The 25736-nt window shown below is 32.3% G+C and carries 26 protein-coding genes; 21 read left to right on the plus strand and 5 right to left on the minus strand.

Annotated features, from left to right (window positions below; all coding sequences use genetic code 11):
* Nucleotides 1-189 precede the first annotated feature (189 nt).
* The 4 genes from B2745_RS00340 to B2745_RS00355 are packed head-to-tail and all read left to right on the plus strand — an operon-like array spanning nt 190 to nt 5103.
* Entirely contained in the window at nt 190-900 is a 711-nt protein-coding gene (locus B2745_RS00340) for a hypothetical protein (RefSeq protein ID WP_304062196.1), read from the plus strand.
* A 1-nt stretch (nt 901) separates the two neighbouring features.
* The gene (locus B2745_RS00345) at nt 902-2110 is read left to right on the plus strand and encodes a gliding motility-associated C-terminal domain-containing protein (protein ID WP_304062198.1); all 1209 of its coding nucleotides are present in this window, start codon (nt 902-904) and stop codon (nt 2108-2110) included.
* A 3-nt stretch (nt 2111-2113) separates the two neighbouring features.
* Entirely contained in the window at nt 2114-3088 is a 975-nt protein-coding gene (locus tag B2745_RS00350) for a PorP/SprF family type IX secretion system membrane protein (protein WP_304062201.1), read from the plus strand.
* Nucleotides 3089-3090: 2 nt separating this feature from the next.
* Nucleotides 3091-5103: an OmpA family protein gene (locus tag B2745_RS00355; protein WP_304062204.1), complete on the plus strand. Its 2013-nt coding sequence runs from the start codon at nt 3091-3093 to the stop codon at nt 5101-5103.
* A gap of 149 nt (nt 5104-5252) precedes the next feature.
* Here the strand turns inward: B2745_RS00355 and B2745_RS00360 are convergent, their stop codons facing one another.
* Entirely contained in the window at nt 5253-6140 is an 888-nt protein-coding gene (locus tag B2745_RS00360) for a Fic family protein (RefSeq protein ID WP_304062206.1), read from the minus strand.
* Nucleotides 6141-6291: 151 nt separating this feature from the next.
* On the opposite strand from B2745_RS00360, the gene B2745_RS00365 reads away from it, so the two are divergent.
* From B2745_RS00365 to B2745_RS00380, 4 genes are all read left to right on the plus strand, one after another.
* Entirely contained in the window at nt 6292-6588 is a 297-nt protein-coding gene (locus tag B2745_RS00365) for a Dabb family protein (RefSeq protein WP_304062209.1), read from the plus strand.
* A gap of 78 nt (nt 6589-6666) precedes the next feature.
* Entirely contained in the window at nt 6667-7569 is a 903-nt protein-coding gene (locus B2745_RS00370; protein ID WP_304062212.1) for a phospholipase A, read from the plus strand.
* Nucleotides 7570-7640: 71 nt separating this feature from the next.
* Complete coding sequence (locus B2745_RS00375) at nt 7641-9356, plus strand: APC family permease (protein ID WP_304062215.1); 1716 nt, start codon at nt 7641-7643, stop codon at nt 9354-9356.
* 332 nt (nt 9357-9688) lie between these two features.
* Nucleotides 9689-9811 carry a hypothetical protein gene (locus B2745_RS00380; RefSeq protein WP_304062218.1) on the plus strand — a complete coding sequence of 41 codons (123 nt, stop codon included), beginning with the start codon at nt 9689-9691 and terminating at the stop codon, nt 9809-9811.
* Nucleotides 9812-9861: 50 nt separating this feature from the next.
* Here B2745_RS00380 and B2745_RS00385 read toward each other — a convergent pair whose 3' ends face one another.
* Nucleotides 9862-11799 (minus strand): KUP/HAK/KT family potassium transporter, encoded by a 1938-nt coding sequence (locus B2745_RS00385; RefSeq protein ID WP_304062221.1) that lies wholly within the window; start codon nt 11797-11799, stop codon nt 9862-9864.
* A 189-nt stretch (nt 11800-11988) separates the two neighbouring features.
* Between B2745_RS00385 and B2745_RS00390 the strand changes: the two genes are divergently transcribed.
* The 4 genes from B2745_RS00390 to bcp all read left to right on the plus strand — a co-directional run bounded on the left by B2745_RS00390 (nt 11989) and on the right by bcp (nt 15421).
* Nucleotides 11989-12540 carry a T9SS type A sorting domain-containing protein gene (locus B2745_RS00390; protein ID WP_304062225.1) on the plus strand — a complete coding sequence of 184 codons (552 nt, stop codon included), beginning with the start codon at nt 11989-11991 and terminating at the stop codon, nt 12538-12540.
* Between the two features lie 71 nt (nt 12541-12611).
* On the plus strand, nt 12612-13223 hold the full coding sequence (locus B2745_RS00395) for a fumarylacetoacetate hydrolase family protein (protein ID WP_304062227.1): 612 nt from the start codon (nt 12612-12614) through the stop codon (nt 13221-13223).
* An 11-nt stretch (nt 13224-13234) separates the two neighbouring features.
* Nucleotides 13235-14944, plus strand: a complete 1710-nt coding sequence (locus B2745_RS00400) for a M23 family metallopeptidase (RefSeq protein ID WP_304062231.1) — start codon at nt 13235-13237, stop codon at nt 14942-14944.
* Nucleotides 14945-14962: 18 nt separating this feature from the next.
* Complete coding sequence (gene bcp / locus B2745_RS00405; protein ID WP_304062233.1) at nt 14963-15421, plus strand: thioredoxin-dependent thiol peroxidase; 459 nt, start codon at nt 14963-14965, stop codon at nt 15419-15421.
* Nucleotides 15422-15463: 42 nt separating this feature from the next.
* Here bcp and B2745_RS00410 read toward each other — a convergent pair whose 3' ends face one another.
* The 3 genes from B2745_RS00410 to yihA are packed head-to-tail and all read right to left on the minus strand — an operon-like array spanning nt 15464 to nt 18669.
* Nucleotides 15464-17170, minus strand: a complete 1707-nt coding sequence (locus B2745_RS00410; protein ID WP_304062234.1) for a M3 family oligoendopeptidase — start codon at nt 17168-17170, stop codon at nt 15464-15466.
* Complete coding sequence (locus B2745_RS00415; RefSeq protein ID WP_304062237.1) at nt 17167-18030, minus strand: UbiA-like polyprenyltransferase; 864 nt, start codon at nt 18028-18030, stop codon at nt 17167-17169. Before B2745_RS00415 ends, B2745_RS00410 begins: the two co-directional genes overlap by 4 nt.
* 3 nt (nt 18031-18033) lie before the next feature.
* The gene (gene yihA, locus B2745_RS00420; RefSeq protein ID WP_026903954.1) at nt 18034-18669 is read right to left on the minus strand and encodes a ribosome biogenesis GTP-binding protein YihA/YsxC; all 636 of its coding nucleotides are present in this window, start codon (nt 18667-18669) and stop codon (nt 18034-18036) included.
* A 205-nt stretch (nt 18670-18874) separates the two neighbouring features.
* Here yihA and ubiE point away from each other — a divergent pair, with 205 nt between their 5' ends.
* The 9 genes from ubiE (at nt 18875) to B2745_RS00465 (ending at nt 25721) form a co-directional block, all read left to right on the plus strand.
* A complete protein-coding gene (ubiE, locus tag B2745_RS00425; protein WP_026903953.1) occupies nt 18875-19606 on the plus strand; it encodes a bifunctional demethylmenaquinone methyltransferase/2-methoxy-6-polyprenyl-1,4-benzoquinol methylase UbiE in 732 nt (243 codons plus the stop codon).
* Nucleotides 19603-20355 carry an outer membrane beta-barrel protein gene (locus tag B2745_RS00430; protein WP_304062240.1) on the plus strand — a complete coding sequence of 251 codons (753 nt, stop codon included), beginning with the start codon at nt 19603-19605 and terminating at the stop codon, nt 20353-20355. The genes ubiE and B2745_RS00430 overlap by 4 nt, the downstream gene beginning before the upstream one ends.
* 39 nt (nt 20356-20394) lie before the next feature.
* On the plus strand, nt 20395-21156 hold the full coding sequence (locus B2745_RS00435) for an SDR family oxidoreductase (RefSeq protein WP_304062243.1): 762 nt from the start codon (nt 20395-20397) through the stop codon (nt 21154-21156).
* 44 nt (nt 21157-21200) lie between these two features.
* Nucleotides 21201-21650, plus strand: coding sequence for a GatB/YqeY domain-containing protein (locus B2745_RS00440; protein ID WP_304062246.1), 450 nt, complete (start codon nt 21201-21203; stop codon nt 21648-21650).
* A 133-nt stretch (nt 21651-21783) separates the two neighbouring features.
* Nucleotides 21784-22548 carry an alpha/beta fold hydrolase gene (locus B2745_RS00445; protein ID WP_304062249.1) on the plus strand — a complete coding sequence of 255 codons (765 nt, stop codon included), beginning with the start codon at nt 21784-21786 and terminating at the stop codon, nt 22546-22548.
* Nucleotides 22545-23210 (plus strand): CBS domain-containing protein, encoded by a 666-nt coding sequence (locus B2745_RS00450; protein ID WP_304062251.1) that lies wholly within the window; start codon nt 22545-22547, stop codon nt 23208-23210. The genes B2745_RS00445 and B2745_RS00450 overlap by 4 nt, the downstream gene beginning before the upstream one ends.
* Nucleotides 23211-23261: 51 nt before the next feature.
* Nucleotides 23262-24143 (plus strand): NAD kinase, encoded by an 882-nt coding sequence (locus B2745_RS00455; RefSeq protein ID WP_304062254.1) that lies wholly within the window; start codon nt 23262-23264, stop codon nt 24141-24143.
* An 8-nt stretch (nt 24144-24151) separates the two neighbouring features.
* On the plus strand, nt 24152-24958 hold the full coding sequence (locus B2745_RS00460) for a DUF6089 family protein (RefSeq protein ID WP_304062257.1): 807 nt from the start codon (nt 24152-24154) through the stop codon (nt 24956-24958).
* A gap of 22 nt (nt 24959-24980) precedes the next feature.
* Nucleotides 24981-25721, plus strand: a complete 741-nt coding sequence (locus B2745_RS00465; protein WP_304062260.1) for an isoprenyl transferase — start codon at nt 24981-24983, stop codon at nt 25719-25721.
* Nucleotides 25722-25736 lie beyond the last annotated feature (15 nt).

Raw genomic sequence — 25736 nt, forward strand, 5'->3', positions numbered from 1 at the left:
ATTGTTGATTTGGTTAAAATTAAAAGAATCTTTGTTAGAATAATTATAATAAAGATTTTTTATTGATGAAAATGTTTATAACTTTATGTTGATAACTTAATAACCTATATGAATAAATTCCTACCTGCCTTTATGTGCTCTTTTCGTTTGCCAGTTTTTACATGCTATTTAGTGTGTCAATATTTGTTGTTGAGTTTAAATACTGTACAAGCGCAAGCTGTTGGTGATGTTGGTATTGGTACTAACACGCCATATCAAAGTGCAGCTCTGGATATATCTTCTACAACTAAAGGTTTATTAATACCACGTTTAACTACGGCTCAAAGAAATACTTTGCAAACAAGCTTCGGAACAAACCCAACAGCAGCCAATGGTATGATGATTTATAACCTTAGTACCTCAAGATTTAACTATTGGAACGGTACACAATGGAATGATGTAGGGGTAACATCAACTCCTTTAAATGGTACCCAATGGTTTGTGGGGGCTAGTATCCCGCCAGGAGGGCTAGCACCTAACTTAAGTTCTTTAGGCAATAGTGGTGATTTATATTTAGACGGTTTTACTGGTTTTGTTTATGTTAAGCAAGGTAGTAGCTGGTCTCCGCTTAGGGTTGGTACGGCTAATATCCACGTTAATTTAAAAGGAATCAAAGCTACGTTACCAATTCTTGCAGGTACCGTACAGGTTACACCTTCATTAAAACAAACTTACACGGTTGTTGGTGCTTTACCTGGCGGCGTTATTTCTGTTTCTCCAGATATAGAATTGCCAGATGGTTTAATCATAGCTTATGCCAGAATTATAGCCAACGATATTGTAGAAGTAAAATTTACAAATGTTTCTGGTGGTAATATCAATTTACCTGTTGGGAACTTGTCTTTTGTAGTAACAAACTAAGATGAAAAAAAGATTAATACTTTTTTCTCTCCTTTTATCTGGTTCTGTTTTTTCTAAATTACAGGCTCAGTTTGTTAATAATGGCACTTTGTCTGTTCGGGCTAATGGAGTGATAACTGTAAAAAGCGATTTTATCAATGCGGGTAATGGTATTATTTTTAATGATGGAATTATTAGTATTTATGGTAACTGGATAAATAATTCGTCCGGTATGGCTTTTAATAATGTTTCTTCTGGTAATGTCTTGCTTTCAGGAGCAAATCAATCCATAGGGGGCTTATCTACAACACGTTTTCCTGTTTTAACCCTTGCTGGTACCGGTTTCAAAACTTTAAATGTAAACACGGATGTTAATGTTGCATTAGACTTAGCCGATAAGGAACTTAAATTAAATGATAAAACGCTCACAATATTATCGGGTAAAGCAGATGCGGTAAAAACAACTACTGGTTTTGTTAGCACCAATACAGGAGGAAAATTTCAAAGATTAACCAATCTTACTGATAATTATTTATTTCCTTTAGGTTCTAATGAAGGAGGAACTTTAAGACTTAGTAATCTGATAGTAAGTCCAAAAGATAATACAGACAATATTTATGGTGTTACTTTTATCAACAGAAATCCTTCTAATGATGGTTACGCAACTACACAAAAAAGATTTGATGTAAATACGGTTAATGATAAATATTACTATGTTTTAGACCATGTATCTGGCAATACACCTGCCGATTTTACATTATTCTATAATGCCGTTAACGATGGTAGTTTTAATCAAATTGTAAGTTGGCTTAAACCATTGATAGGGTGGGAAAAGGCAGGTATATCAAATTCACAAACTATACCAGGTAATAATGGTTTTGATGCTTCTTTAACTTTTTCTTCTTTAAAGTCTTTTACAAATATACCAGTAACTTTTGCAGGTACCTTAACCAATAATGATCCTTTTACTTTCTTCAATACGTTTACACCTAACGGAGATGGAAAAAATGATAGGTGGGAGATTAAAAACATTGATTTATTTCCGGATAACGAATTGATTATTTTGAATAGGTGGGGGGCAGAAGTATTTAACATCAAGAATTATAATAATAGCAAAGCTTGGGATGGTTCTGGCTTAAGTTCTGGAACGTATTATTACCTATTAAAGGTAAATGTAAACGGCGAGCCAAAAGTTTATAAAGGATTTATTGCTTTACTTAAAAATGAATAAGAAATGAGAAAAATCCTTTTAAACTTCATTTTGCTAGTAGCTAGTTTAAATGTTTGGGCTCAACAAGATGCGCAATACAGTCAATACATGTTTAATAGTTTGGTTATAAATCCTGCTTATGCTGGGTATAAAGAAACTGTTAACCTTAGTTTACTTTACAGAAACCAATGGGTTGATGTAGAAGGGGCTCCTAAAACACAATCTTTAGTTTTAGATGCTGCTGTAGCAGATGATAAAATTGGTTTAGGTCTTAGTGTGGTAAATGATAAATCAGGAATACAAGATCAATTTTCTGCTTTCGCTAATATAGCCTACCGTATTCCCTTAGCCGGAGAGTCGAGGTTGTCTTTTGGTTTAGGATTAGGTTTTACTCAATTAGGAGTTAATGGTAGCGCAGCTATCATAGATGATATTTCCGATACTGAATTTTTATCAGGCAAATCAACCGGATTAGCACCAGATATCAGATTTGGTATTCATTACAGTACTGAAAAATTATACATTGGTTTATCAGCTATAAATTTAATGGAGAAAGCTGTTGATTTTAGTACATCATCTCAAACCTTGCAAGTAAAACAAAGCCAAAATTACTTTTTAACAGCAGGTTATTTAGTAGAAGTTTCTGATTTTTTAAAGTTTAAACCTTCTATTATGTTAAGAGAAGATACTAAAGGACCTACTAACCTTGATATAAATAATTTTTTTTTACTAGGAGAGCGTATTTGGTTGGGAGCCTCTTATCGTACTTCTTTAAAACTGTGGGATAAGCCTGCTATTATCGGTACACCTAATTTTAACAATGCAGTTGTGGGGTTGTTAGAGTTTTTTGCAGGTAAATCTTGGAGACTAGGTTATGCGTATGATTATTCTTTATCTAATATAAGAGGATATAATAATGGTACACATGAAATCTCTTTAGGTTTGATAATAAATGGTGGGAAAAGAGATTTAACAATTTTATCACCTAGATATTTTTAGATATGAAACTTAAGAATCTGTTATTCATTGGCGGAAGTTTTTGCTTAATAACCTTAGGTGTGTTGGTTGCACCTAAAATGTTAAAATCTGATGATTTAGGTAAAGCAAACAAATATTATGAAAAGTATGACTATAAATTTGCAATCGAGATTTATGAAAAACTTTTAGAAAAAAGCCCTAGCCTGGAGGTTGCACAAAAATTAGCCAATTGTTATCGCTTCATAAATAATACCATTGCCGCAGAAAGAGCTTATGCAACAGTTTTAACTTTTCCTGGATTTGATCCTATCAATTATATTTATTATGCCGGAATTTTAAAGCAGAACGGTAAATTTGATCAAGCTAAGCGTAATTATTTGATGTATGCTGAGCGTGTTCCAGCAAAAAGTGATTACGCTGTAAGATTAGCTAATAGTTGCGATGCTGCAAGGTTATGGTTGCAAAATCCAGATTTGAACGTAGATATTGAAAACGAAAATTCATTTAATACGGAGCATGCAGATTTTTCTCCAGTAGCTTATGATAACGGATTTTTAATTATATCTGATAGATGGTTTCTAAAATCACCAGGAAGCGATAAAAATGCTAAAGTTTATGGCTGGACAGGTAATTCTTTCCTTAAAATTTATCAGGCAGAGCAGGCTAAAGATTCCGCAGCTGGTGTAATGCAACTAACTCTTTTGCCAGAGCAAATTAATGATAAATATCATAATGGTCCTGCTACTATAAGTGCTGATGGAAACATTATATATTTTACAAGAGCCGGTGTTGTAGAAGATACAGATCTGAAAAAATTAAAAGATGTAGTGATCAAAAAAACCATTTATATTTCCTCTAAAAGAAATGGTGTTTGGTCTGAAGCAACACCATTTCCTTATAATAATGTTTATGAATATTCTGTACAACATCCAGCTTTAAGCCCTGATGGTAATATTCTTTATTTTGCTTCTGATATGCCAGGCGGTTACGGAGGGATGGATTTATATTACTCAGAGAAATCAGGCAATGGGTGGTCAAAACCTGTAAATTGTGGAAATACTATAAACTCAGAGGAAGATGAAGTATTTCCGTTTGTGAGAAAAGATGGTACTTTGTATTTCTCCTCAAGAGGGCACATTACTATAGGGGGCTTAGATATTTTTTCATCAACAGGAGTTAAAAATAATTGGACAGAACCTGAAAATTTAAAGTCTCCATTTAATTCAACAAGAGATGATTTTGGTGTATTTTTCTTTCAAGACAATTTAAGCGGCTATTTATCTTCTAATCGTCCAGGTGGTAAAGGCTCAGATGATATTTATAGATTTTATCAAAAGCCCAAAGAACAATTTTATGCAGTTGATGGTAAAGTAACCGAGAAAGGAACTGGTAGCCCAATTGCAGGTTTAAAGATATTTTTAATCAACAAAAATACTGGAGAGGAGAAATCTACCTTATCAGCAGAAGATGGATCTTTTAAATTTAACTTAGATAAAGAAACAGATTATACCGTAAGAGGAGATATGGATAAATTCTTTTCTAGACAAGAGGGAGATATAACCACTAAAGGGGCTACAGAGTCTATTGTTTTTAATGTAAAATTTGAAGTTGAAAAGGTTGAAGAAGCTTATCTGGTAAGACTAAATAATATTTATTATGATTTTGATAAACATCAAGTCAGAAAAGATGCAGAACCAGAATTAAATAAAGTTGTTGCTTTTTTAAATAGTACACCAGATGTAAACATCGAGTTAAGATCTCATACTGATGCAAGAGGTAAGGCTGCTTATAATCAGAAACTATCAGAACTAAGAGCAGCATCAGCAAAAGAATATCTAAAAACAAAGGGTATAGAGATAAAGCGTTTAAGTTCTAAAGGCTATGGCGAAAGCCAACTTTTAAATAAATGTGTTGATGGTACTCAATGCTCTGAAGAGCAACATCAGCTAAATAGAAGAACAGAGTTTAAAGTTGTAAAAGTAAATCCAGTGTTTTCTTACGCTCCGGTACCTTTTAAGAGTTTTTCATATCGTTAATAGTTACCCCAACAAAAGCTTAAGAAAAGTTTTAAATATAAATTATTAGCTTATAAATGATAACCCCTCCATTTTAAACGAAAATGGAGGGGGTAATTGTAAAAACTATTTTCTGGATAAATCAATTTTCTTAGAGATGATAAAACAAACTATCTTTTTCGTTTTCTATTAGCCATATATGCCAATACTGCTTCTTTAGAAGTAAGCCAGTTCTTACCTTCTTTATAAGCATCAATTTTACCTCTTCTGGCAAGTAAACTAATGTATTCTTGCCCATAATCAAAACCGGGTTCTTGTACCAAATTAGCAATTTCCATAAAGTTATCATCGGCACCTGGCATGGCATTTAAATAAATATTAAGGGTACGCTCTACGGCCTGTGTAATTAATAAGATTAGTTTACTGTAACTACCATTGTTAGCTTGGTTTAAGGCTTCATAATATTTTTTTCTATCATTTTTAAGAATAATAGCAGGCGGGAAACCTTTACGCATCAATAATAAATTCATGACTAAACGTACTGTTCTTCCATTACCATCAAAAAAAGGATGAATCCAAACAAATTTATGATGAAAAACTGTAGCCAGTTCAATATCATTTAAACCTAATGGATTATAATTAACAAAATTGATAAGTTCATCAACTAAATCTGATACTTTATTGGCATTGGGCGGAATAAAGTTAGCACCTGAAATTCTTACGCCACCGTTTCTTAACCTTCCAGCAAAATCATCTTCAATACTTTTTAATACCAAACCATGTAAAGAAAGAATATCAATAGCTCTTAACTGATACTTTTCATCAACCAAGTTGTATAAATAATCAATAGCTTTATCATGGTTATAAGCTTCAAAATGCTCTCTTAAGGATTTTCCTTTTATAGTTATCCCTTCTTGAATGACCAATTGTGTTTCTCTTAAATTAAGGGTATTACCTTCTATGGAGTTAGAATTATAAGTCCATTCTAGCACTAAGCTTTCTTTAATTTTATGAAGAGCACTGATGGGCAAAGGTCTACTAGCCTTAAGTTTTTCCAACTTAGTATTAAGCCGCTCAAAAACTAAGTCGTATTCTTCTCTGTATGATAAGTCTATTTCCCACATCCCCCAAATATCGGTATTTATTTTTGGTTATTTAAACGATATTAATTATTTTTTTCAAATGCTATCTTTGGCAAAAAAATATTTTATGCTTACTCATCACGTATTATTTTGGCTTAAAGCCGATACAACTGAAAATCAAAAAAATACTTTTCGTAAAGGATTAGAGTCTTTAGAAAAAATTGAAACCATTAAATCTATTTTTATTGGAACACCAGCTCCTATTGAAAGAGCGGTGGTTGATACCACTTACACCTTCTCTTTAATTACTTTATTTGAGGATTTAGCAGGGCATGATGTTTATCAAACTCACCCATTACATTTAGCTTTCTTAGACGAGTTCAGAGTGTTGTTTGAAAAAGTTATCATTTACGATTCTATTTAAAAACTAATCCAAGAAGTTGTGGATGACTTCTTGGATACTTCAAACAAAAATTGTTTTATATTTATTTAAAATTTTTGTATGAAACAATTTTACTTTGGCCTCTATTGCTTTATTCTACTTGTTACTAATTCTAAGCTCTTTGCCCAGGTATTTGATCCCGTTTTTGCTAATGGAAATATCAAAAGAACCCTTTCTGATAACTGGGAATTAGATTCAACTACAAGAAAAGGTACTTTTTTAATTCTACCCTATAAGCCAACCTATGTTTTACCAACCAGATTTAGTACCAATCCCAATTTTCAGCCAGCAAGTGAAAATCCAGATTATGTTTTACCCCTTGTAGTGCCTTACAATAAAGTAGAAGCTAAAATTCAGCTTAGTTTTAAATCAAAAATTATAGAAGGTATATTTAATGGTTATGGAGATTTATGGGTAGCTTATACACAAAAATCGCATTGGCAGGTTTATAATTCAGAACTGTCTAGACCATTTAGAGAAACCAATTACGAACCTGAAGTAATTTTAAACTTCCCTATGAAGTTTAATTTGTTTGGATTTGAAAATAAAATGGTTGGTGTTGCGCTTAATCATCAATCAAACGGAAGAATTGTTCCGTTATCTAGAAGTTGGAATAGAATTATCTTTCATACTGCTTTTGAAAAAGACAACTGGCAAATTTATATTAGACCATGGATAAGGCTTAGAGATGAAGAGGATGAAAATCCTTCTATTTTAGATTTTACTGGTCGTGGAGATATGACAGTTATACATGCAAAAGGTAAGCATATATTTACTTTTATAGGTCGTCATTCATTAAATAAAAGCAATAGGGGTAATATTCAGTTAGATTGGGCTTTCCCAATAAAGGGTTATTTGAAGGGCCATTTCCAATTATTTGAAGGTTATGGTGAAACCATGATTGATTATAACTATAAACAAACTGTTATTGGGTTAGGAGTTTCATTAATAGAGTGGATGTAAAAATTATAGCTCATTTTTTTATTTTCTTTCTGTAAATGATACAATAATCTTTATTTTGTTGAGATTTCAATATGAAGAAAGATTTACTAAGAAAGAAAAGTATTGCTAAAATACTGCAAGATAGCAAAGAAGGCTTTAATGATGGTGAGCATCATGGTTTAAATAAAGTTTTAAAAGTAAAAGACCTCACTTTCATGGGTATAGCTGCAGTAATAGGTGCAGGTATATTTTCTACTATCGGAGAAGCTTCTTATAACGGAGGTCCTGGGGTTTCTATACTTTTCGTTTTAACCGCAATAACTTGTGGATTCTCTGCACTTTGTTATGCTGAGTTTGCTTCTAGGATACCAGTTTCTGGCAGTGCTTACACTTATGCCTACGCTTCTTTTGGAGAGTTGATAGCTTGGATTATAGGGTGGGACTTATTGATGGAGTACGCTATTGGTAATATTGCAGTTGCTATTTCTTGGAGTGGATATTTCGTTAATCTTTTACAAGGGTTTAATATTCATATCCCAGCCTACCTTACCATGGATTATTTAAGTGCCTTTAAAGCGAATGAAGAAGTACTAACGTTAATTAAGAGAGGAGTTTCTTTAAATACCCTTAGTGAAAATACTTTAAACGCTGCTCAAGCTTGGACAAGTGCCCCAAGTATTGGTGGCTTAAAAATTATTGCTGATATACCTGCTTTATTGATTGTATTCTTAATAACTTTTTTGGTATATATTGGTATAAAAGAAACTAAAAGAGCTACTAATGCTATGGTTATATTAAAAATAGTTGTGGTTTTAGCGGTTATTGTGGTAGGTTTTTTTTATGTAACACCTGCCAACTGGCATCCCTTTTTGCCAAATGGCTTTAGTGGTATGATGAAAGGTGTATCTGGAGTTTTCTTTGCCTATATTGGTTTTGATGCTATTTCTACCACTGCCGAAGAATGTGAAAATCCGCAAAAAGACCTACCCAAAGGAATGATATACTCTTTGATTATTTGTACAGTACTTTACATTTTAATTGCCTTAGTACTTACAGGAATGGTTAATTATAAAGAATTACAAGTGTCTGATCCTCTGGCTTTTGTTTTTGAAAGAGTGGGGTTAAATCAGATTGGTTATATCATTTCTGTTAGTGCGGTTATTGCCACAGCCAGTGTTTTACTAATTTTTCAAATGGGGCAACCCAGAATTTGGATGAGCATGAGTAGAGACGGTTTGCTCCCAAAAGCTTTTTCCAGAATACATCCTAAGTTTAAAACACCTTCTTTTTCAACCATAGTTACAGGGCTTGTTGTAGCAATACCAGCACTATTTATGAACTTAACAGAAGTAACCGATTTAACAAGTATAGGAACTTTATTTGCTTTTGTGTTGGTTTGCGGAGGAGTTTTACTTTTACCAAAAGATGAAGATACAAGTAGTAAAAAAAGGTTTAAAATGCCTTATATCAATGGAAAGTATATTGTTCCATTGTTAATGATGACCCTGGGTGCAGCTTTTTATAATCAAATTTTAAATCTTTTTAATTTTAACCAAAGCTGGGAAATTATTAAAGAACAAATTCCTTTTTACTTATTTATGATTTTGGCTATAACCATGGCTATATTATCTTTTCTTAAAAATCTATCTTTAATACCTGTTCTGGGGCTTTTAAGTTGTAGTTATTTGATGACAGAATTGGGATATACCAATTGGTTAAGATTTCTAATATGGCTAGGCATTGGTCTTGTGATTTACTTTTGCTACGGAATAAGAAAAAGTAAACTTAATCAAATACAAACAGAATAGTAAGGCTGTAAATTTCCTCAAATCTCATCAATATTACACAGTAATAATCAAATCCGCTTTAGCTACGTTAAATTAGTATGATAGATAATTTTCTACACAATAGGTATTTATTTGCCTATTTCTAGCCTATTGTTTGAAATTATGTTACTTTAAGTTGTTGTTTTACAGCGTTTTATATTAGTTTAATGAGTTGTTGTAATTTTTTATGGATTACCTTTTCGGCCTTCTCAAATTTTGGGACTTAAAATTGAATAAAAGTTACTTTAAATGAATTTGAGATGAAAACTTTAATAACATTAATTTTTATTACCTGTATTGGGATATATTATTTCATGAACGAATACCATTGGAAAAAAAATAATCCAGAAGGTTTTGTGAAATCTAAAGCTGAGGTTGAACTAATACTGAAATCAAAAACAGATAAAGACAAAGAATCTAGAAAAGAATATATGTAAAGAAGCTAAATTAAAAGCTCTTTAACTAAATAAATTAGAATTATATATGGCTAGTTTATTCTTGTAATATCAATCTTTTCTGTTTGCGTAACCATTAAAGGAACTTTTTCAAGCGTAACAAAACTTAAATCTAAGCCAAAACCTTTCTCTTCTGATAAGCTGACCTTTTTAAGGTTAAAATAGTATCCCATTATAAGTTTATCCCAAAAAGATAAATTATTGGCTCTAGAAAGGGTTTTTTCTAAAACTACAAATCTGAAATCGCCAACTATTTTATGTTTGTTTAGTGATTTGTAATGGCTAGTAATATCAACCTCATTATTTTTAACTAAGTCTTCTACAACTTTTCTAAAAAGAGTACTTATTTTTTGCTCTATTCTAAAGCCTAGTTTAAAATCTATTCTGATTAATTTACCCTCTACCAAATGTTCAACTTTATATTCACATCTGTAAGGTTCGTCTACAACATCAACATGAACAAGCCAATAAACATCTGCTCTTTTTGGTTTTTTCTGAAGGATAGAATATATAATTTTTGATTCAATTTCTGATGGAAAATTAGCACTTGTAAGATAAACTAGTTGAGAGGCATATTTTGGAACCGATTCATCCTCACTTAATTCTTTAATGATGTCGTAATATTGCTCTATTTCAACAAATTTCAAAAATTTGTTTTTAATCTTTCTTGCAGAGTACCATGCCCACATGACAGAGAATAATATCCCACCAAGTAACACTGTAAACCAACCTCCATGAAAGAATTTAGCTAAGTTACCAATAAAAAATACTCCTTCTATACTTATATAAACTGCTAAAAATAAGACAATAAGATAAATAGGATATTTCTTTTTGCTAAGATAAGTTGATAATAAAATGGTGGTCATGAGCATTGCTATGGTAATAGAAAGACCATAAGCTGCCTCCATGTGTTCGGATCTTTTAAAGTATAATACAACCACAATACAACCTAACCATAGCAACCAATTCATACTTGGTACATAAAGTTGTCCTTTTTGATCTGTTGGGTAATTGATTTTAACCTTAGGCCATATATTCAACCGCACTGCTTCTGATATCAATGTAAAAGAACCAGAAATTAAAGCTTGGCTTGCAATAACCGCAGCTACAGTTGCAGTGGCAATACCAAATATTAAAAACCAATCTGGCATCATTCTATAAAAAGGATTCCGATTATCTAATAGCTCATTTTGTAAGCTCATCAAATAAACCCCTTGGCCTAAATAATTTAAAACTAAGCAGCTTTTAACATAAATCCAGCTTATTCTGATATTACTTCTACCACAATGTCCTAAATCAGAATATAAAGCTTCTGCACCTGTGGTACAAAGAAAAACAGCCCCCAAAATGGCTAATGCAGCCGGATAGTTAGCCAGTAAATTATAAGCATAATAAGGGTTGATAGCTTCAATAATATCAGGAGATTTTATCAAATAGCTTAAGCCTAGAACACCCATCATACTAAACCAAATAAACATGATTGGTCCAAATGCTTTGCCTACCAATGAGGTTCCAAATTGTTGGATAATAAATAAACCAGTTATAATACCAATTACAATGGGAATGGTTTGTAAGCCTGGATAAAGAATTTCTAAACCTTCTATAGCTGATGAAACCGTAATTGGAGGTGTAATAATCCCATCGGCAAGTAAAGCGCAACCGCCAATAATAGCTGGTATAACTAGCCATTTAGCTTTTCTTTTAACCAAAGAGTATAGAGAGAAAATTCCACCTTCGCCTTTATTATCAGCTTTTAAGGTAATAATTACATATTTAAGTGTTGTTTGTAAAGTTAAAGTCCAAAAAACACAACTTAAACCCCCATAAATAAGCTCTTTTGTTATTATTCTGTTGCCTATAATAGCCTTAAAAACATATAATGGCGAAGTACCAATATCACCATAAATTATTCCTAAACTAATTAAAACACCGGCAGCGGTTAATTTATTTAAATCTTTATGTGCAGACACATTTGTATGTATTAGTCGGAAACAAAAGTAATTCAACTTCTTAACAAACACAACCTTAACCGCATATTTACGTACGAGTTAAAAAGTAAATATAAACAGATGTTAAATACTGTTAAAAAAATCATGTTTTTTAACGAAGTTTAATTATTGTTATAATTTTATTTATATTTTTGATGAGAATAATAAACAATGAAAAATAAATACTTCATCATAACGTTTATAACAGCTATCACTATTGTGCTTTACACTAGTGTGTCTTTCGCTGTAGTAAACGATATAAAAAGTATTATTGACTCTACTAAAACCACAATCAAGTTAAAAGATAGTAGACCAAACAGACCAACTTTTTTACCTCCAATCGCCGCAGATTTTCAGTCTTTTATGATAAAAGTTTCTGCAATAAAATCCATCAATACACCTGGTAAAAGTTTAGTGATAAAAAATAATAAAAGTGTAAGTGCTAGTGTAGAAATACAAAAACCTCTAGATAACGTTAGAATTTATCCTAATCCTATTTCTACTCACATCAACATTGCTTATACACTTAGTAAAGAGAATCAGGTAACTGTTAAGATTTTAGATGTTTTAGGTAATGAGGTAGTTACACTTTTATCTCAGAAAGTTGCTGCAGGTGAGCAATTAAATTCTTTTAACCTAAATACTAAATTAAGTAGCGGTTTGTATTTTGTTAGAGTGGTTGCTGGCTCAGAATCTATTATTAAAAGAATCTCGGTATTATAAATAAAGACTTAACTTTAAGCCCCAATTGCTAAGCAATTGGGGCTTTTTTTTTAAAAACATTTGGATTATAAATGAAAATTATAGCTATAGGACGTAATTACGCAGAACATGCAAAAGAGTTAAATAATGCAGTGCCAGAGCAACCTGTTATTTTTATGATGCCAGATACAGCTTTATTAAAAGGTAATAAGCCATTTTATCATCCAGATTTCTCAAAAGATATTCATTACGAGGTTGAATTAGTCTTAAAAATATCTAAAGAAGGGAAATACATTGCTAAAAAATTTGCCCATAAGTACTATGAAGAAATTGGGTTAGGAATAGATTTTACAGCTCGTGATTTACAATCAGAATTAAAATCCAAAGGCTTACCTTGGGTGTTAGCTAAAGGTTTTGATAACTCTGCTCCAATAAGCGAGTTTTTACCTATCAATGCGTTTAAAGATTTAAATAATTTGGATTTTTCCTTAAAAGTTAATGACCAATTAAAGCAGCAAGGCAATACCGGCCACATGATGTTCAGCTTTGATGAAATCATCTGTTTTGTTTCACAGTATTTTACTTTAAAAAAAGGCGATTTGATTTTTACCGGAACCCCCGCAGGCGTAGGTAAAATTAATATGGGAGATAGGTTGAAAGGCTATATTGAAAATAAAGAGCTTTTAAACTTCGAGATTAAATAATATCACTTTCTATGAGATTTTTTAGAGCAGCACTATTTGTTTTTTGTTTATTTCCTATTTCTTCTTTTTCTCAACCAGATAAACTTCCAGAAATACCACCCAATTATTTTTTAAACCCTCTAGATCTTAAACTTTTTTTATCAGGAACTTTTGGAGAAATAAGAACAAACCATTTTCATTCTGGAATTGATATTAAAACCAACCAGAGGGAAGGTTACCCGGTTTATGCCGTAGCTGATGGATATATTTCTAGATTAAGAGTGCAAATTGGAGGTTTTGGAAATGCAGTTTATATCAATCATCCGAACGGATTAACCAGTGTTTATGCTCATTTACAAAGGTTTAACAGTAAGATAAGTTTAGCAATTAAAAACTATCAATATCTAAGAGAAAGCTTTGAAGCAGATTTTCCGTTAACCCCAATAGAAATACCTGTTAAAAAGGGAGATATTATTGCTTGGTCTGGAAATACTGGTGGTTCTGCTGGGCCGCACTTACATTTTGAAGTTAGAAACACCAAAACCGAACAAACTATTAATCCATTGGCTTTAGGCATTAAGATACAGGATGATGTTAAACCCCAAATAAACGGATTTTACATTTATAAAATCAATCATGCTCCGTTTAATGAGTTTACTCCCAAACAATATTTCCAAACTATGGGTACAAACGGAAAATACACTTTAAATAAGGTAAGTGTAGTTAATGTCTCTGGTAAAATTGGTTTTGGTTTAGTAACACATGACTTGATGAATGGTTCTGGAAATAGAAACGGTATTTACAGTACAACAATTTGGTTAGATAACGAGAAAATTTATGAAACACAGGCAGATCAGTTTTATTTTGACCAAACTAGAGCTGTAAACGCTTATATAGATTATCCTAGTAAAATATCATCTGGCAGAGTCATAGAAAAAGGCTTTATAAGTAAAGGCGGTAAAACCAGTTTCCATAAAACTCTTGTCAATAATGGTATTATTTACTTGCAGGATAATAATATCCACGATGTTAAATATTTAGTAAAAGACGCTAATGGGAACGAAGCTGTTTTAAACTTTAAAATCAAAAGTATTGATACAAACTTACCTTCTCCCTATAAAGCTAGGGGGACACTATTTAACCACGAGCAAGAAAATACCTTTATAAAAGAAGATATAGCAATTAAATTTTTAAAAGGAACTTTTTATGATGATGTTGATTTCACATATTCAAAATCTGCTAAAACTAGTAACAGTTTGTCGCCAATACACATCATCCATAACAAATTAACTCCTTTACACCAAGCTTTTGAACTCTTATTAAAAGTAGATTCATCATTAAATAAGATGAAAGATAAATTGGTTATTGTAAATGAAAGCGGTATTTATCAAGGTGGCGAATTAACAAATGGATACATTAGAGCTTATCCAAAATCTTTCGGAAGATTTTATTTAAAGGTTGATAGCATAGCACCAAATGTAACGCCTATCAATATAGTTGATCATGCTAATCTATCTTTACAAAAAGCTATTTCTTTTAAAATAGGCGATAACTTATCGGGAATAAAGGAGTTTAAAGGCTATATCAATGGAAAATGGATTTTGATGGAATATGATTATAAAAGAGGTTTGCTTTGGCATAACTTTGATGAAAGAACGGGCTTTGGCAAACATACTTTTACCTTAGTTGTTAGTGACATGAAGAAAAACACAAAAACAATTCAATTAAATTTCTTTAGATAAGCTAAAAAACAAATTAAAATGGAATTAAAAGAAGGAGATAAAGCTCCAGCATTTACATCAACAGACCAATATGGAAACTCGGTTTCTTTAAGTGATTTTATTGGAAAAAAAGTTGTTTTATATTTTTATCCAAAAGACAATACACCAGGTTGCACTGCGGAAGCTTGTGATTTTAGAGACAACTATCAAAGTTTAAAAGCCAAAGGGTTTGAAGTTTTAGGCGTAAGTACAGATGATGAAAAATCTCATAAAAAATTTGTAGACAAGTTTGAACTCCCTTTTACTTTACTAGCAGATACCGAAAAGGATATTGTAGAAAAATACGGTGTTTGGGTTGAAAAAAGTATGTACGGTAAGAAATATATGGGGACAGATAGAAAAACTTTTGTTATCGATGAAAATGGCATCATCCAAACCATTATTACAAAAGTAGATACCAAAAATGCTTCTGCACAGTTGTTGGCAGCAATAGCATAGATAGTTTTAAAAATAAAAGCCGATACAAAATCGGCTTTTATTTTAATCTAGCTTTTTAAGTTCGTCTTTTATGAAATAAGCTAATTCTTTTACATAACCTGCACTAAAGTTAAACTCAATTCCTGCTGTTTTATAAATCTCTTTTATAGATTTGGTATATCCCAATTTCAAAGCTTCTAAATAATTATTTAAACCTTTTTCTGGGTTTTCTTTATAATTTTTCCAAACAGCTATGGCACCTAGCTGGGCAATGGCATATTCTATGTAATAAAAAGGAACTTCAAATATATGTAGTTGTTTTTGCCACAGATTTTCTAATGCTTCTTCGTTTTCGGTCCAATCAACAAAGTTGGCTCCAAATCTGGTGAATATTTCTTTCCATGCTTGGGTTCGTTCTTGCGTAGTATGTTCTGGGTTGGTGTAAATCCAATGCTGGAAAGCATCAACTACGGCTACCCAAGGAAGCGTTTTTAAAACATCTTTAAGCTGATATTTTTTTGCCCTTTTTAATTCTTCTGGGTCTGCAAAAAACTCATCCCAATGGTCCATAGAAATTAATTCCATAGACATAGAAGCTAGTTCTGCTACTTCAGAAGGGCAGTGTTTAAAATCATTTAATTCTAAATCCGCAGTAACAAAAGTATGGATGGCATGTCCGCCCTCGTGTACCATGGTAGTTAAATCTCTAAAAGAACCTGCCGAGTTCATAAAAATGAAAGGAGCACCTGTTTCTGCTAAAGGATAATTATATCCACCGGGAGCCTTACCTTTTCTACTCTCCACATCAAAAAAACCATTGGCTTTCATGATTGCTAGTTTTTTGCCTAAGACAGGGTTTAATTTGTTAAAGCATTGGATAGATTTATCAATCAATTCTTGACCATTTTCAAAAGGTTTTAAAGCGGGTTTACCAGATGTATCAACCTCTGTATCCCAAGGTTTTAAGTTAGATAATTGTAATGCTTTTTTTCTTTCGTCTGCTTGCTCGGCTAAAATAGGAACAATTTCTTTTGCTATTGCCTCATGAAAATCAAAGCAATCTTGCGCATTGTAATCAAACCTGCCTAAAGATTCAAACATGTAATCTCTAAAATTATCAAAGCCAGCATTTAAAGCTACTTGATGACGTAAAGCTTTTAGTTTGTTAAAAAGCTCATCTAATTTATCTTTATCTTCTAAACGGCGATTTGTAATACTTTCCCAAGCTTCTTTTCTGGTAGTTCTGTTTAAATCTTTTAAGAAATTTGAAGCTTGTTCTAAAGTGTATTCTTGTCCGTTTAAAGTTACAGACATGCTACCGGTAATAGCTTGATATTTTTGCTGTTCTACCTGAAGCTCGGTTTGCAAAGGGATATTTTCTTCTCTAAAAAGGGCTAAAGCTTTTTTAACTCCTCTTAAGTAAATAAAGTATTTATCTTGATTTAATTGATTTAGAAATGGAGAAGCTACTAATTTTTCATTTAACTGATTGCTTAATGGCGCTATTTGAGGCTCAATCTCGGTAGCAAAATATTGAAAGCTTTTAACTAAATCTTCATTTGCGGTATCGCAAGTCATTTTGATGTATCGCCAAGCGAAATCTTCTTCTAAAGCGGCTTCAAGTTCGCTTCTGTTTTTTAGCCATGTTTCTAATTCTTCTGGAGAATTAATTTCTCTATGTAATAATTCCTGAAATATGGGTTCTAAATTATCCCATTTAATTTCTAGATTTTCAGGAAGATAGGTTCTTTTTTTCTTTTCTATAATCATAACGAACGGTAGTAAATATCAAATAAAAAGCAAATTGCAAAAGCAACAGAAGCAATACCATTGGTAGTCATAAAGGCAAAATTTACGCGGCTTAAATCATTTGGTTTAACTAGTTGATGTTGATAAACAAGCATACTGACGAAGATGATTAAGCCCAAATAGTATGGCCAAGAAAAATTATCAGCAGCAATAAAAATGGGTGCTATTACAAACAAGGCAGATAAAATATGTAAAATATTGCTAATCCATAAAGCCTTACTTTTACCAAAATAAGAGGGTATAGAGTGCAGTTTTTCACCTCGGTCAAACTCTTCATCTTGTAAAGCATAAATAATATCAAAACCACTTACCCAGCATAAAACTGCTAAAGAAAACATGATTGGTAAAAGGGCAAATTCTCCGGTTACAACCAAATAAGCGCCAATTGGTGCTAATGATAAGCCTAAACCTAATACCAAATGGCATAAAGCGGTAAATCTCTTGGTAGCACTGTAGCCTAAAATAACTAGTAAAGCTATCGGCGAAAGCCAAAAACAAAGCATGTTGATAAACCATGTTGTGGTTATAAAAAGTAAGCAGTTAGCAATGGTGAAAATAAGTGCATGGGTAGCTGATATTCTTCCAGAAGGTATGTCACGCACTTTTGTTCTTGGGTTTTTAGCATCTATTTCCCTGTCTAAATATCTGTTAAATGCCATGGCAGCATTTCTGGCAAATACCATACAAAGTACCATTAAAAGCAACTTAAACCACGAAAAAGAATGAGTGGTGGTGTTTACAGCCAGAAAAAAGCCAATAAAGGCAAAGGGCATTGCAAAAATGGTATGCGAAAAAGTTACTAATGATAAATATTTCTTCATGCTTTATTCCTGTTCTTCTTCTTCAAAATCAAATTGTGGAGCAATAAAATTCTGATTAACCTCTTGGATAAAGTTTAATACATCTTCTTTTCCTAATTGTTTTTCTGATGATGTTAAAATCATTTGTGGTATTTCCTCAAAAAAGGCAAGCAGCGCTTTTTTAAATGCCGCCATATTTTGCTGTGATTTTACGTTAGATTGTTTATCAGCTTTTGTAAAAAGCAATATAAAAGGTATGCTTCTTTCTCCTAACCAGCAGCAAAATTCTATATCAATTTTCTGAGGTTCAAGCCTACTATCTATCAAAACAAAAACACATTGTAAGCTTTCTCTTTTTTCTAGATAGTTTCTGATAAATTTAGCCCACTCTTTTCTGTTGCTTTTAGAACTTTTGGCGTAACCATAGCCGGGTAAATCAACCACATACCAATTTTTGTTAACCAAAAAATGATTTATTAATTGAGTTTTACCAGGCTTTTGCGATGTTTTAGCTAAGCCTTTTGCATTTAATAACATGTTAATGAGCGATGATTTACCCACGTTAGAACGACCAATAAAAGCATATTCTGGCAATATTGGTGGTGGTAGCTTGCTTATTTTGGTATTACTAACAGTAAATTCTGCCGATTTTATAATCATCCTGTAAAGGTAAGGTTTAGTTTTTTAGTTCAATATATCCTGTTTATTTATTAGTGCTTTGCTGTATAAATTTAATAAGTTATGATTTTACTGAACAAAACACTTGAGTTTGAGGTTTAAATTACCGAGTATGGTAAGGCAACTTATAAATCATCGTTTAAAAAAATCTTAGCTCGTAAAATATATTTTATCTTTGTGCACAATAATGGCAGAAAACGTAACCCCATATAAAAATCAGCAGGCTACAAAAAAAGAGCAAGTAGCCACCATGTTTAATAATATATCTAAGACTTATGATTTTTTAAATCATTTCTTGTCTTTAGGGATAGACATTATCTGGAGAAAAAAAGCAATAAAAGAGCTTTTAAAAGATCAGCCACAGTATATTTTAGATGTAGCAACAGGTACCGGAGATTTTGCTTTTGAGGCTTTAGATATTTTAAAACCTAAAAAAATTATTGGTGTAGATATTTCTCAAGGGATGCTTAACATTGCGGATGAGAAAATTATCAAAAGAAATAAAAGCGAAGTTTTTGAGGTAAGACTTGGAGATTCTGAAAAACTTTTATTTGATGACCATACTTTTGATGCTGTAACAGTTGCTTACGGAGTTAGAAATTTTGAAAATCTGGAAAAAGGTGTTGCCGATATGCTAAGGGTTTTAAAACCAGGTGGTAAAGCCGTTATCTTAGAGTTTTCTAAGCCCAAGGCATTCCCTATAAAACAATTATATAATTTTTATTTTCATTATATCACCCCAACAATCGGTAAGATTTTCTCTAAAGATGCTAGTGCTTATAGCTATTTACCAGAATCTGTAGAAGCTTTTCCTGATGGAAGCAGATTTACAGATTTGATGAAAAAAGTTGGCTACAAAGATACCAAATGTCGTCCTTTAGCGTTTGGCATTTGTTCTATTTACACAGGCGTTAAATGATAAAAAGTTTATCAGTTCTATTATTAACCATTTTTTTTGCAATTGGTGCGCAAGCACAAGGTAATTGGGGTGGTGGGGTAGATGATGAAACCTTACATTTTGGCTTTACTTTTCAGTATATTCAATCAGAATATAAAATACAAAAAGGTTTAAATTGGCGTGATAATTTAGTAGATAACAGTATAACAGAGCGTTTAAAAAGTGTTAGTTCTAGTTTAAATCCTGGCTTTGGTATTGGTTTATTGGCTAATTTATATGTAACCAAACATCTGGATTTAAGATTTACACCTACCTTAATTTTTGCCGATAGGGTTATAGATTACGAATTTGAGAGTGGAAACAAGTATGAGCAAGAAACAGTTCCATCACCAGAAGGGTTTACCAGAAGAGCAGTGTCTTCTACGATGATAGATTTCCCCTTATTACTAAAATTAAAATCTGATAGAAAAGGCAACTTTAGAGCTTATCTTATAGGTGGGTTAAAATACGGGTATGATATTGGTGCAAAAAAAAATGCCGATGATGCTGATAATACCTATTTCAATAAACTTCTTAAAAACCAACAAGGTATACTTTCCTACGAAGCCGGTTTAGGTTTCGATTTATATTTTGAGTTTTTTAAGCTATCACCTGAAATAAAAATTTCTAATTCTATAAATAGTGTTTTACGCAGAGGAGAAGATCCATATTCTACCCCTTTAGACAAACTTTTTTTAAGAAACTTTATTTTTAGTTTATATTTCGAGTAAGAGCCATATTTTAAATCATATTTTCGCAAAAAATAAGCTATGTCTAAAATTGTGTTGATAACAGGTGCTACATCAGGTATTGGTGAGGCTTGTGCAAAAGCTTTTGCAGCACTTAATTATAAAATCATCATTACAGGAAGAAGAAAAGATAAATTAGAAAGTCTAACACAAAGTCTCGAACAAAATTTTGGAATACAAGTTATAGCTCTAAATTTTGATGTTAGAGATAACAAAGCCGTTACCCAAAATTTAAATAATTTACCAGATGCTTGGCGCAATATTGATGTTTTAATTAATAATGCAGGCTTAAGCCAAGGTTTAGACCCTATACATGAAGGGAGTTTAACAGATTGGGAAACCATGATAGATACCAATATTAAAGGGCTGTTGTATGTTTCTAAAATAGTTTCTTCTTGGATGGTAAACAAAAAATCGGGTCATATCATAAACTTGGGCTCTATTGCCGGAAAAGAAGTTTATGCTAATGGAAATGTCTATTGTGCTACCAAACACGCTGTTGATGCGCTTAACAAAGCTATGCGAATTGATTTGTTACCTCATGGTATAAAAGTGAGTGCAATACATCCGGGTGCTGTGGAAACAGAGTTTTCTATAGTAAGATTTGGTGGCGACAAAGAAAAAGCAGCTAAAGTTTATGAAGGTTATGAGCCCTTGCTAGCTAAAGATATTGCAGAAACCATAGTTTTTATAGCTACAAGGCCAGCACATGTTAATATTAATGATCTAGTGATTATGCCAACTTCGCAAGCAAGTACTAGTCATCATCTAAAAAATAATTAATTTAGTTTTTAATTTCAACAAAGAAGGTCTTAATCCTTATTATTATGTCTTTAGAAAATACCATTAATCAAGATATTAAAGCTGCTATGTTAGCTAAGAATGAAGCTCAATTAAGAGCTTTAAGAGCTATAAAATCAGCTCTTTTATTAGCCAAAACAGAGAAAGGAGCCTCATCTGAAATAACAGAAGAAGCAGAAGTTAAAGTTTTACAAAAGCTAGTAAAGCAAAGAAAAGAATCGGCAGATATTTATAAAAGTCAAAACAGAGAAGATTTATATCAAATAGAGGCAGAGGAGATTGAAGTGATTGAACATTATTTACCAAAACAATTATCTACAGAAGAGTTAAGTGCTTATATCAAGCAATTGATAGAGAAATTAAGTATAACTTCTGTTAAAGAAATGGGAAAAATAATGGGGATTGCCAGTAAAGAACTTTCTGGTAAAGCAGATGGAAAAGCGATATCAGCGTGTATCAAAAATCTTTTATCTTAAATTTTAATAAAATAGTTCTTTAGTGAACCGCTTAAAATATTAATTTTATAAACATTTAATAAGGTTTTGTACCCAAATTAAAAACAGACTACTATTTTAGCAGCTGATATAAATTATCGAGATATATTTTTTTATGGAGTTCACAATTAAAGAAGAAAACGGTTTCAAATATATAGAGGAAGGAGAAGGAGAGGTTTTATTGTTGCTCCATGGTTTAATGGGGGCTTTAAGTAACTGGGAAGAAGTTATTTTAGAGTTCAAAAGCAGATACAGAGTAGTTATCCCTATGTTACCTATTTATGATTTACCACTACTTACCACCGGAGTAAAAAGTTTGGCTAAGTTTGTGCATAAATTTGTGAAGTATAAGAAATTTCAAAACATGATTGTTTTAGGGAATTCTTTAGGGGGGCATGTTGGTTTAGTTTTTGTTACCTCACATCCAGAATTTGTTAAAGCATTGGTTTTAACAGGAAGTTCTGGTTTATATGAAAACTCTTTTGGTGGCTCATTTCCAAAAAGAGAAAATTACGATTTTATAAAGGAAAAAGTAGAATTTACTTTTTATGACCCAGCTACAGCAACCAAAGCATTGGTTGATGAAGTTTTTGAAACCGTAAACGATAGAAATAAAGTTATCAGGATTTTAGCTATGGCTAAATCAGCCATCAGGCACAACATGTCTAAAGATTTACACAAAATAAAACTTCCAGTTGCTTTAATTTGGGGTAAAAATGACAGAATTACCCCGCCAGAAGTAGCAGAAGAGTTTCACAATTTATTGCCAAATTCTGAGTTATACTGGATAGATAAATGCGGCCATGCCCCAATGATGGAACAGCCAGCAGAATTTAATCAGATTTTAAATAAAGTTTTAGAAAAGATAGAAAATCAATGATTGCAGCGCAGCTCATATCAGATGCGATACCACCCATAAAAACTTCTGATAGCATTCAGAAAGTTGAAGATCGCATGGCAGAGTTTAGGCTAAATCATTTGCCCATTGTAAATGAAACTCAATTTTTAGGTTTAATTTCTGATGAAGATATCATAGAAATACCTGATTATGATACAACCGTAGGAAACGTAAATTTATCTTTAATAAATCCTTTCGTTTACGAAGATCAACATATCTATGAAGTCATTAGGCTGTTTTATGAGCAAAAATTAACTGCTGTGCCTGTTTTAGATAGTAGCATGAATTATTTAGGATTAATCTCTATCAATACTTTAACAGCTTATTTTGCAAAAATTACTTCCGTAGCAGATCCTGGTGGAATTATCATCTTAGAAATCAGTAACCGCAACAATTCTTTATCGCATATTGCACAAATTGTAGAATCTAATAATGCACAAATCTTAAGCTCTTATATAGATACCGTTGCCAATTCTACAAAATTAGAAATTACCATAAAAGTTAATAAAACCGATATAAGCCCAATAATTGCATCTTTTTTAAGATATGATTATACCATAAAAGCTACTTTTAATCATTTACAGCGAGATAATGACTCTAAAGATCGTTTTGATTCTTTGATGAATTATTTAAGTTTTGATTGATATAAGCTGATAAGAAATTAATCCTCATCCACTGATATAAAATATAAAGTAATGACCATTGGAATTTACGGTAGACAATTTAATAACTCGGTTTTACCCTATGTACAGCAGGTTTTTGATTGTTTGGTACAGCATGAGGTTGAAGTTTTTGTTTATCAAGATTTTTTTGAATTCGTAAAAGATAAATTATTCTTACCCAAACAATTTGGTACATTTAAAACACATACAGATATTAAAAACAAGGTAGATGTTATGATAAGCCTTGGTGGTGATGGAACCATGTTAGATACGGTAACTTTTGTTAGAGATTCTGGAATTCCGATGGTAGGTATAAACTTTGGCAGACTGGGCTTTTTGGCAAGTGTAAGTAAAGAAGGAATCAAGACAGCAATAGAAGGTCTCATTCATCATAAATTTACTTTAGATGTAAGACGGTTACTCAAAGTAGAATCAAACCAAAATCTGTTTCAAGACCTTAATTTTGCACTTAACGATTTAACCATTCATAAAAGGGATAATTCTGCCATGATGCTTATTCATTGTTATCAAGATGGCGAATTTTTAAACTCTTACTGGGCCGATGGTTTAATTGTAGCTACACCAACCGGTTCTACAGCTTATTCTTTAAGTTGTGGTGGTCCAATTGTATTTCCTCGATCTGGAAATATGGTGATAACACCTATATCTCCGCATAATCTTAACGTAAGACCTGTCGTTTTATCGGATGCTCATACCTTAACTTTTGAAATTGAAGGTAGAAGTTCTAAGTATTTGATAACCTGCGACTCTAGGACAGAAATAGTAGATTCATCTATCAGGATAAGTGTTAAAAGAGCTGATTTTGATATCAACCTTGTGAGGTTAAACAATGAAACTTATTTATCAACGTTAAGAAACAAATTACTTTGGGGAATAGACACCAGAAACTACTAAATCTTTAAATGATTAAATCCTTTTGGCTTACATTTTTTCTTTACGGAATAAGTACTTTTAAACTTTTTTCTCAAACTTGGGAGCTAGGAATAAGTGCCGGGGGAATGGCCTATCAAGGAGACTTAAATCAACACAAATTTTATAAATTTAATAACCTGGGTTTAGGTGGCTCGGTAAAAAGAAATTTTGATGGTTACTGGTCTTTAAAGTTTTCAATCCTGAGTGGAAGAATCAGTGCAAATGATGCTCAGTCAAACTTTGAACAAGATCGAGAAAGAAATTTAAATTTTTTTTCAAACATTACCGAAGGAAGTCTATTGGTAGAGTTTAATTTCTTTGATTACGGCTTTAACTTTGGTCAATCAAGAATTACACCTTTTATATTTAGCGGAGTATCTGCATTTGCTTTTAATCCTAAAACCACTTTAAATGGCAGAGAAGTTGAATTAAAACTATTCAATACAGAAGGACAGCCTGGGGATGTGGCATACAAAACAATTGCAACAGCTATTCCCTTAGGAGCTGGTGTAAAGTATAGAATTAATGAAAAACTTAATATAGCAGCAGAGTTTGGCTTTAGAAAAGCCAACACAGATTATTTAGATGACGTGAGCCAGAGATATCCAAACATACCTTACGGTACCGATAGGGCCGCACTTGCAGACCGTTCATTAGGTCAAAACAAGTTAGGTAACCCCGCCACCCCGGATGTAAAAGGTATACAAAGAGGCGATTTTAGAAAAAACGATACTTTCCTATTTGCGGGTATTACCTTATCTTATACCTTTGTGCGTCAAAATTGTCCGTTGTTTTAGTTAAAATATCTTACACAAATAGATGAGTTTCAGAAATCAAATTAACGTTTCTAAATTACCAGACCATGTTGCTATCATTATGGATGGTAACGGAAGATGGGCAAAAGAGCAAGGGAAATTAAGAGTATTTGGCCATAAAAACGGTGTTTTAGCCGTTAGAGATACCGTAGAAGGTGCAGCAGAGTTGGGTATAAAAAATCTAACCCTTTATGCTTTTTCTACCGAGAACTGGAACAGACCAAAATTAGAAGTTACCGCTTTAATGGAGCTTTTGGTAAGTACCATCAATAAAGAAACTAAAACCTTAATGGAAAATAATGTAAGATTGAATGCCATAGGAAACTTAGAAGCTTTACCATCAAGATGTTATAAAGAACTAAAAGAAGCTATGGAAAAAACTGCCGGTAATACACGTTTAACCTTAACCCTAGCGTTATCTTACAGTTCTAGATGGGAAATTACAGAAGCATCAAAAAAAATTGCTGCTGATGTTGTAGCAGGTAATATAAAAGAAGAGGATATAACAGAAGCTTTGTTTTCATCTTATCTTTCTACACATCAATTACCTGATCCAGAATTAATGATAAGAACCAGCGGAGAACATAGAATTAGTAATTATTTGCTTTGGCAATTAGCTTACGCCGAATTATATTTTACCAACAAGCTTTGGCCAGATTTTAGGCGAGAAGACCTATTTGAAGCCATTTTTAATTATCAACAAAGAGAAAGAAGGTTCGGTTTAACAAGCGAACAAATTAGCTAAATTTTACTTTTAACA

It is taken from the genome of Pedobacter glucosidilyticus (assembly GCF_002483235.1).
Lineage (GTDB): Bacteria > Bacteroidota > Bacteroidia > Sphingobacteriales > Sphingobacteriaceae > Pseudopedobacter > Pseudopedobacter glucosidilyticum_B.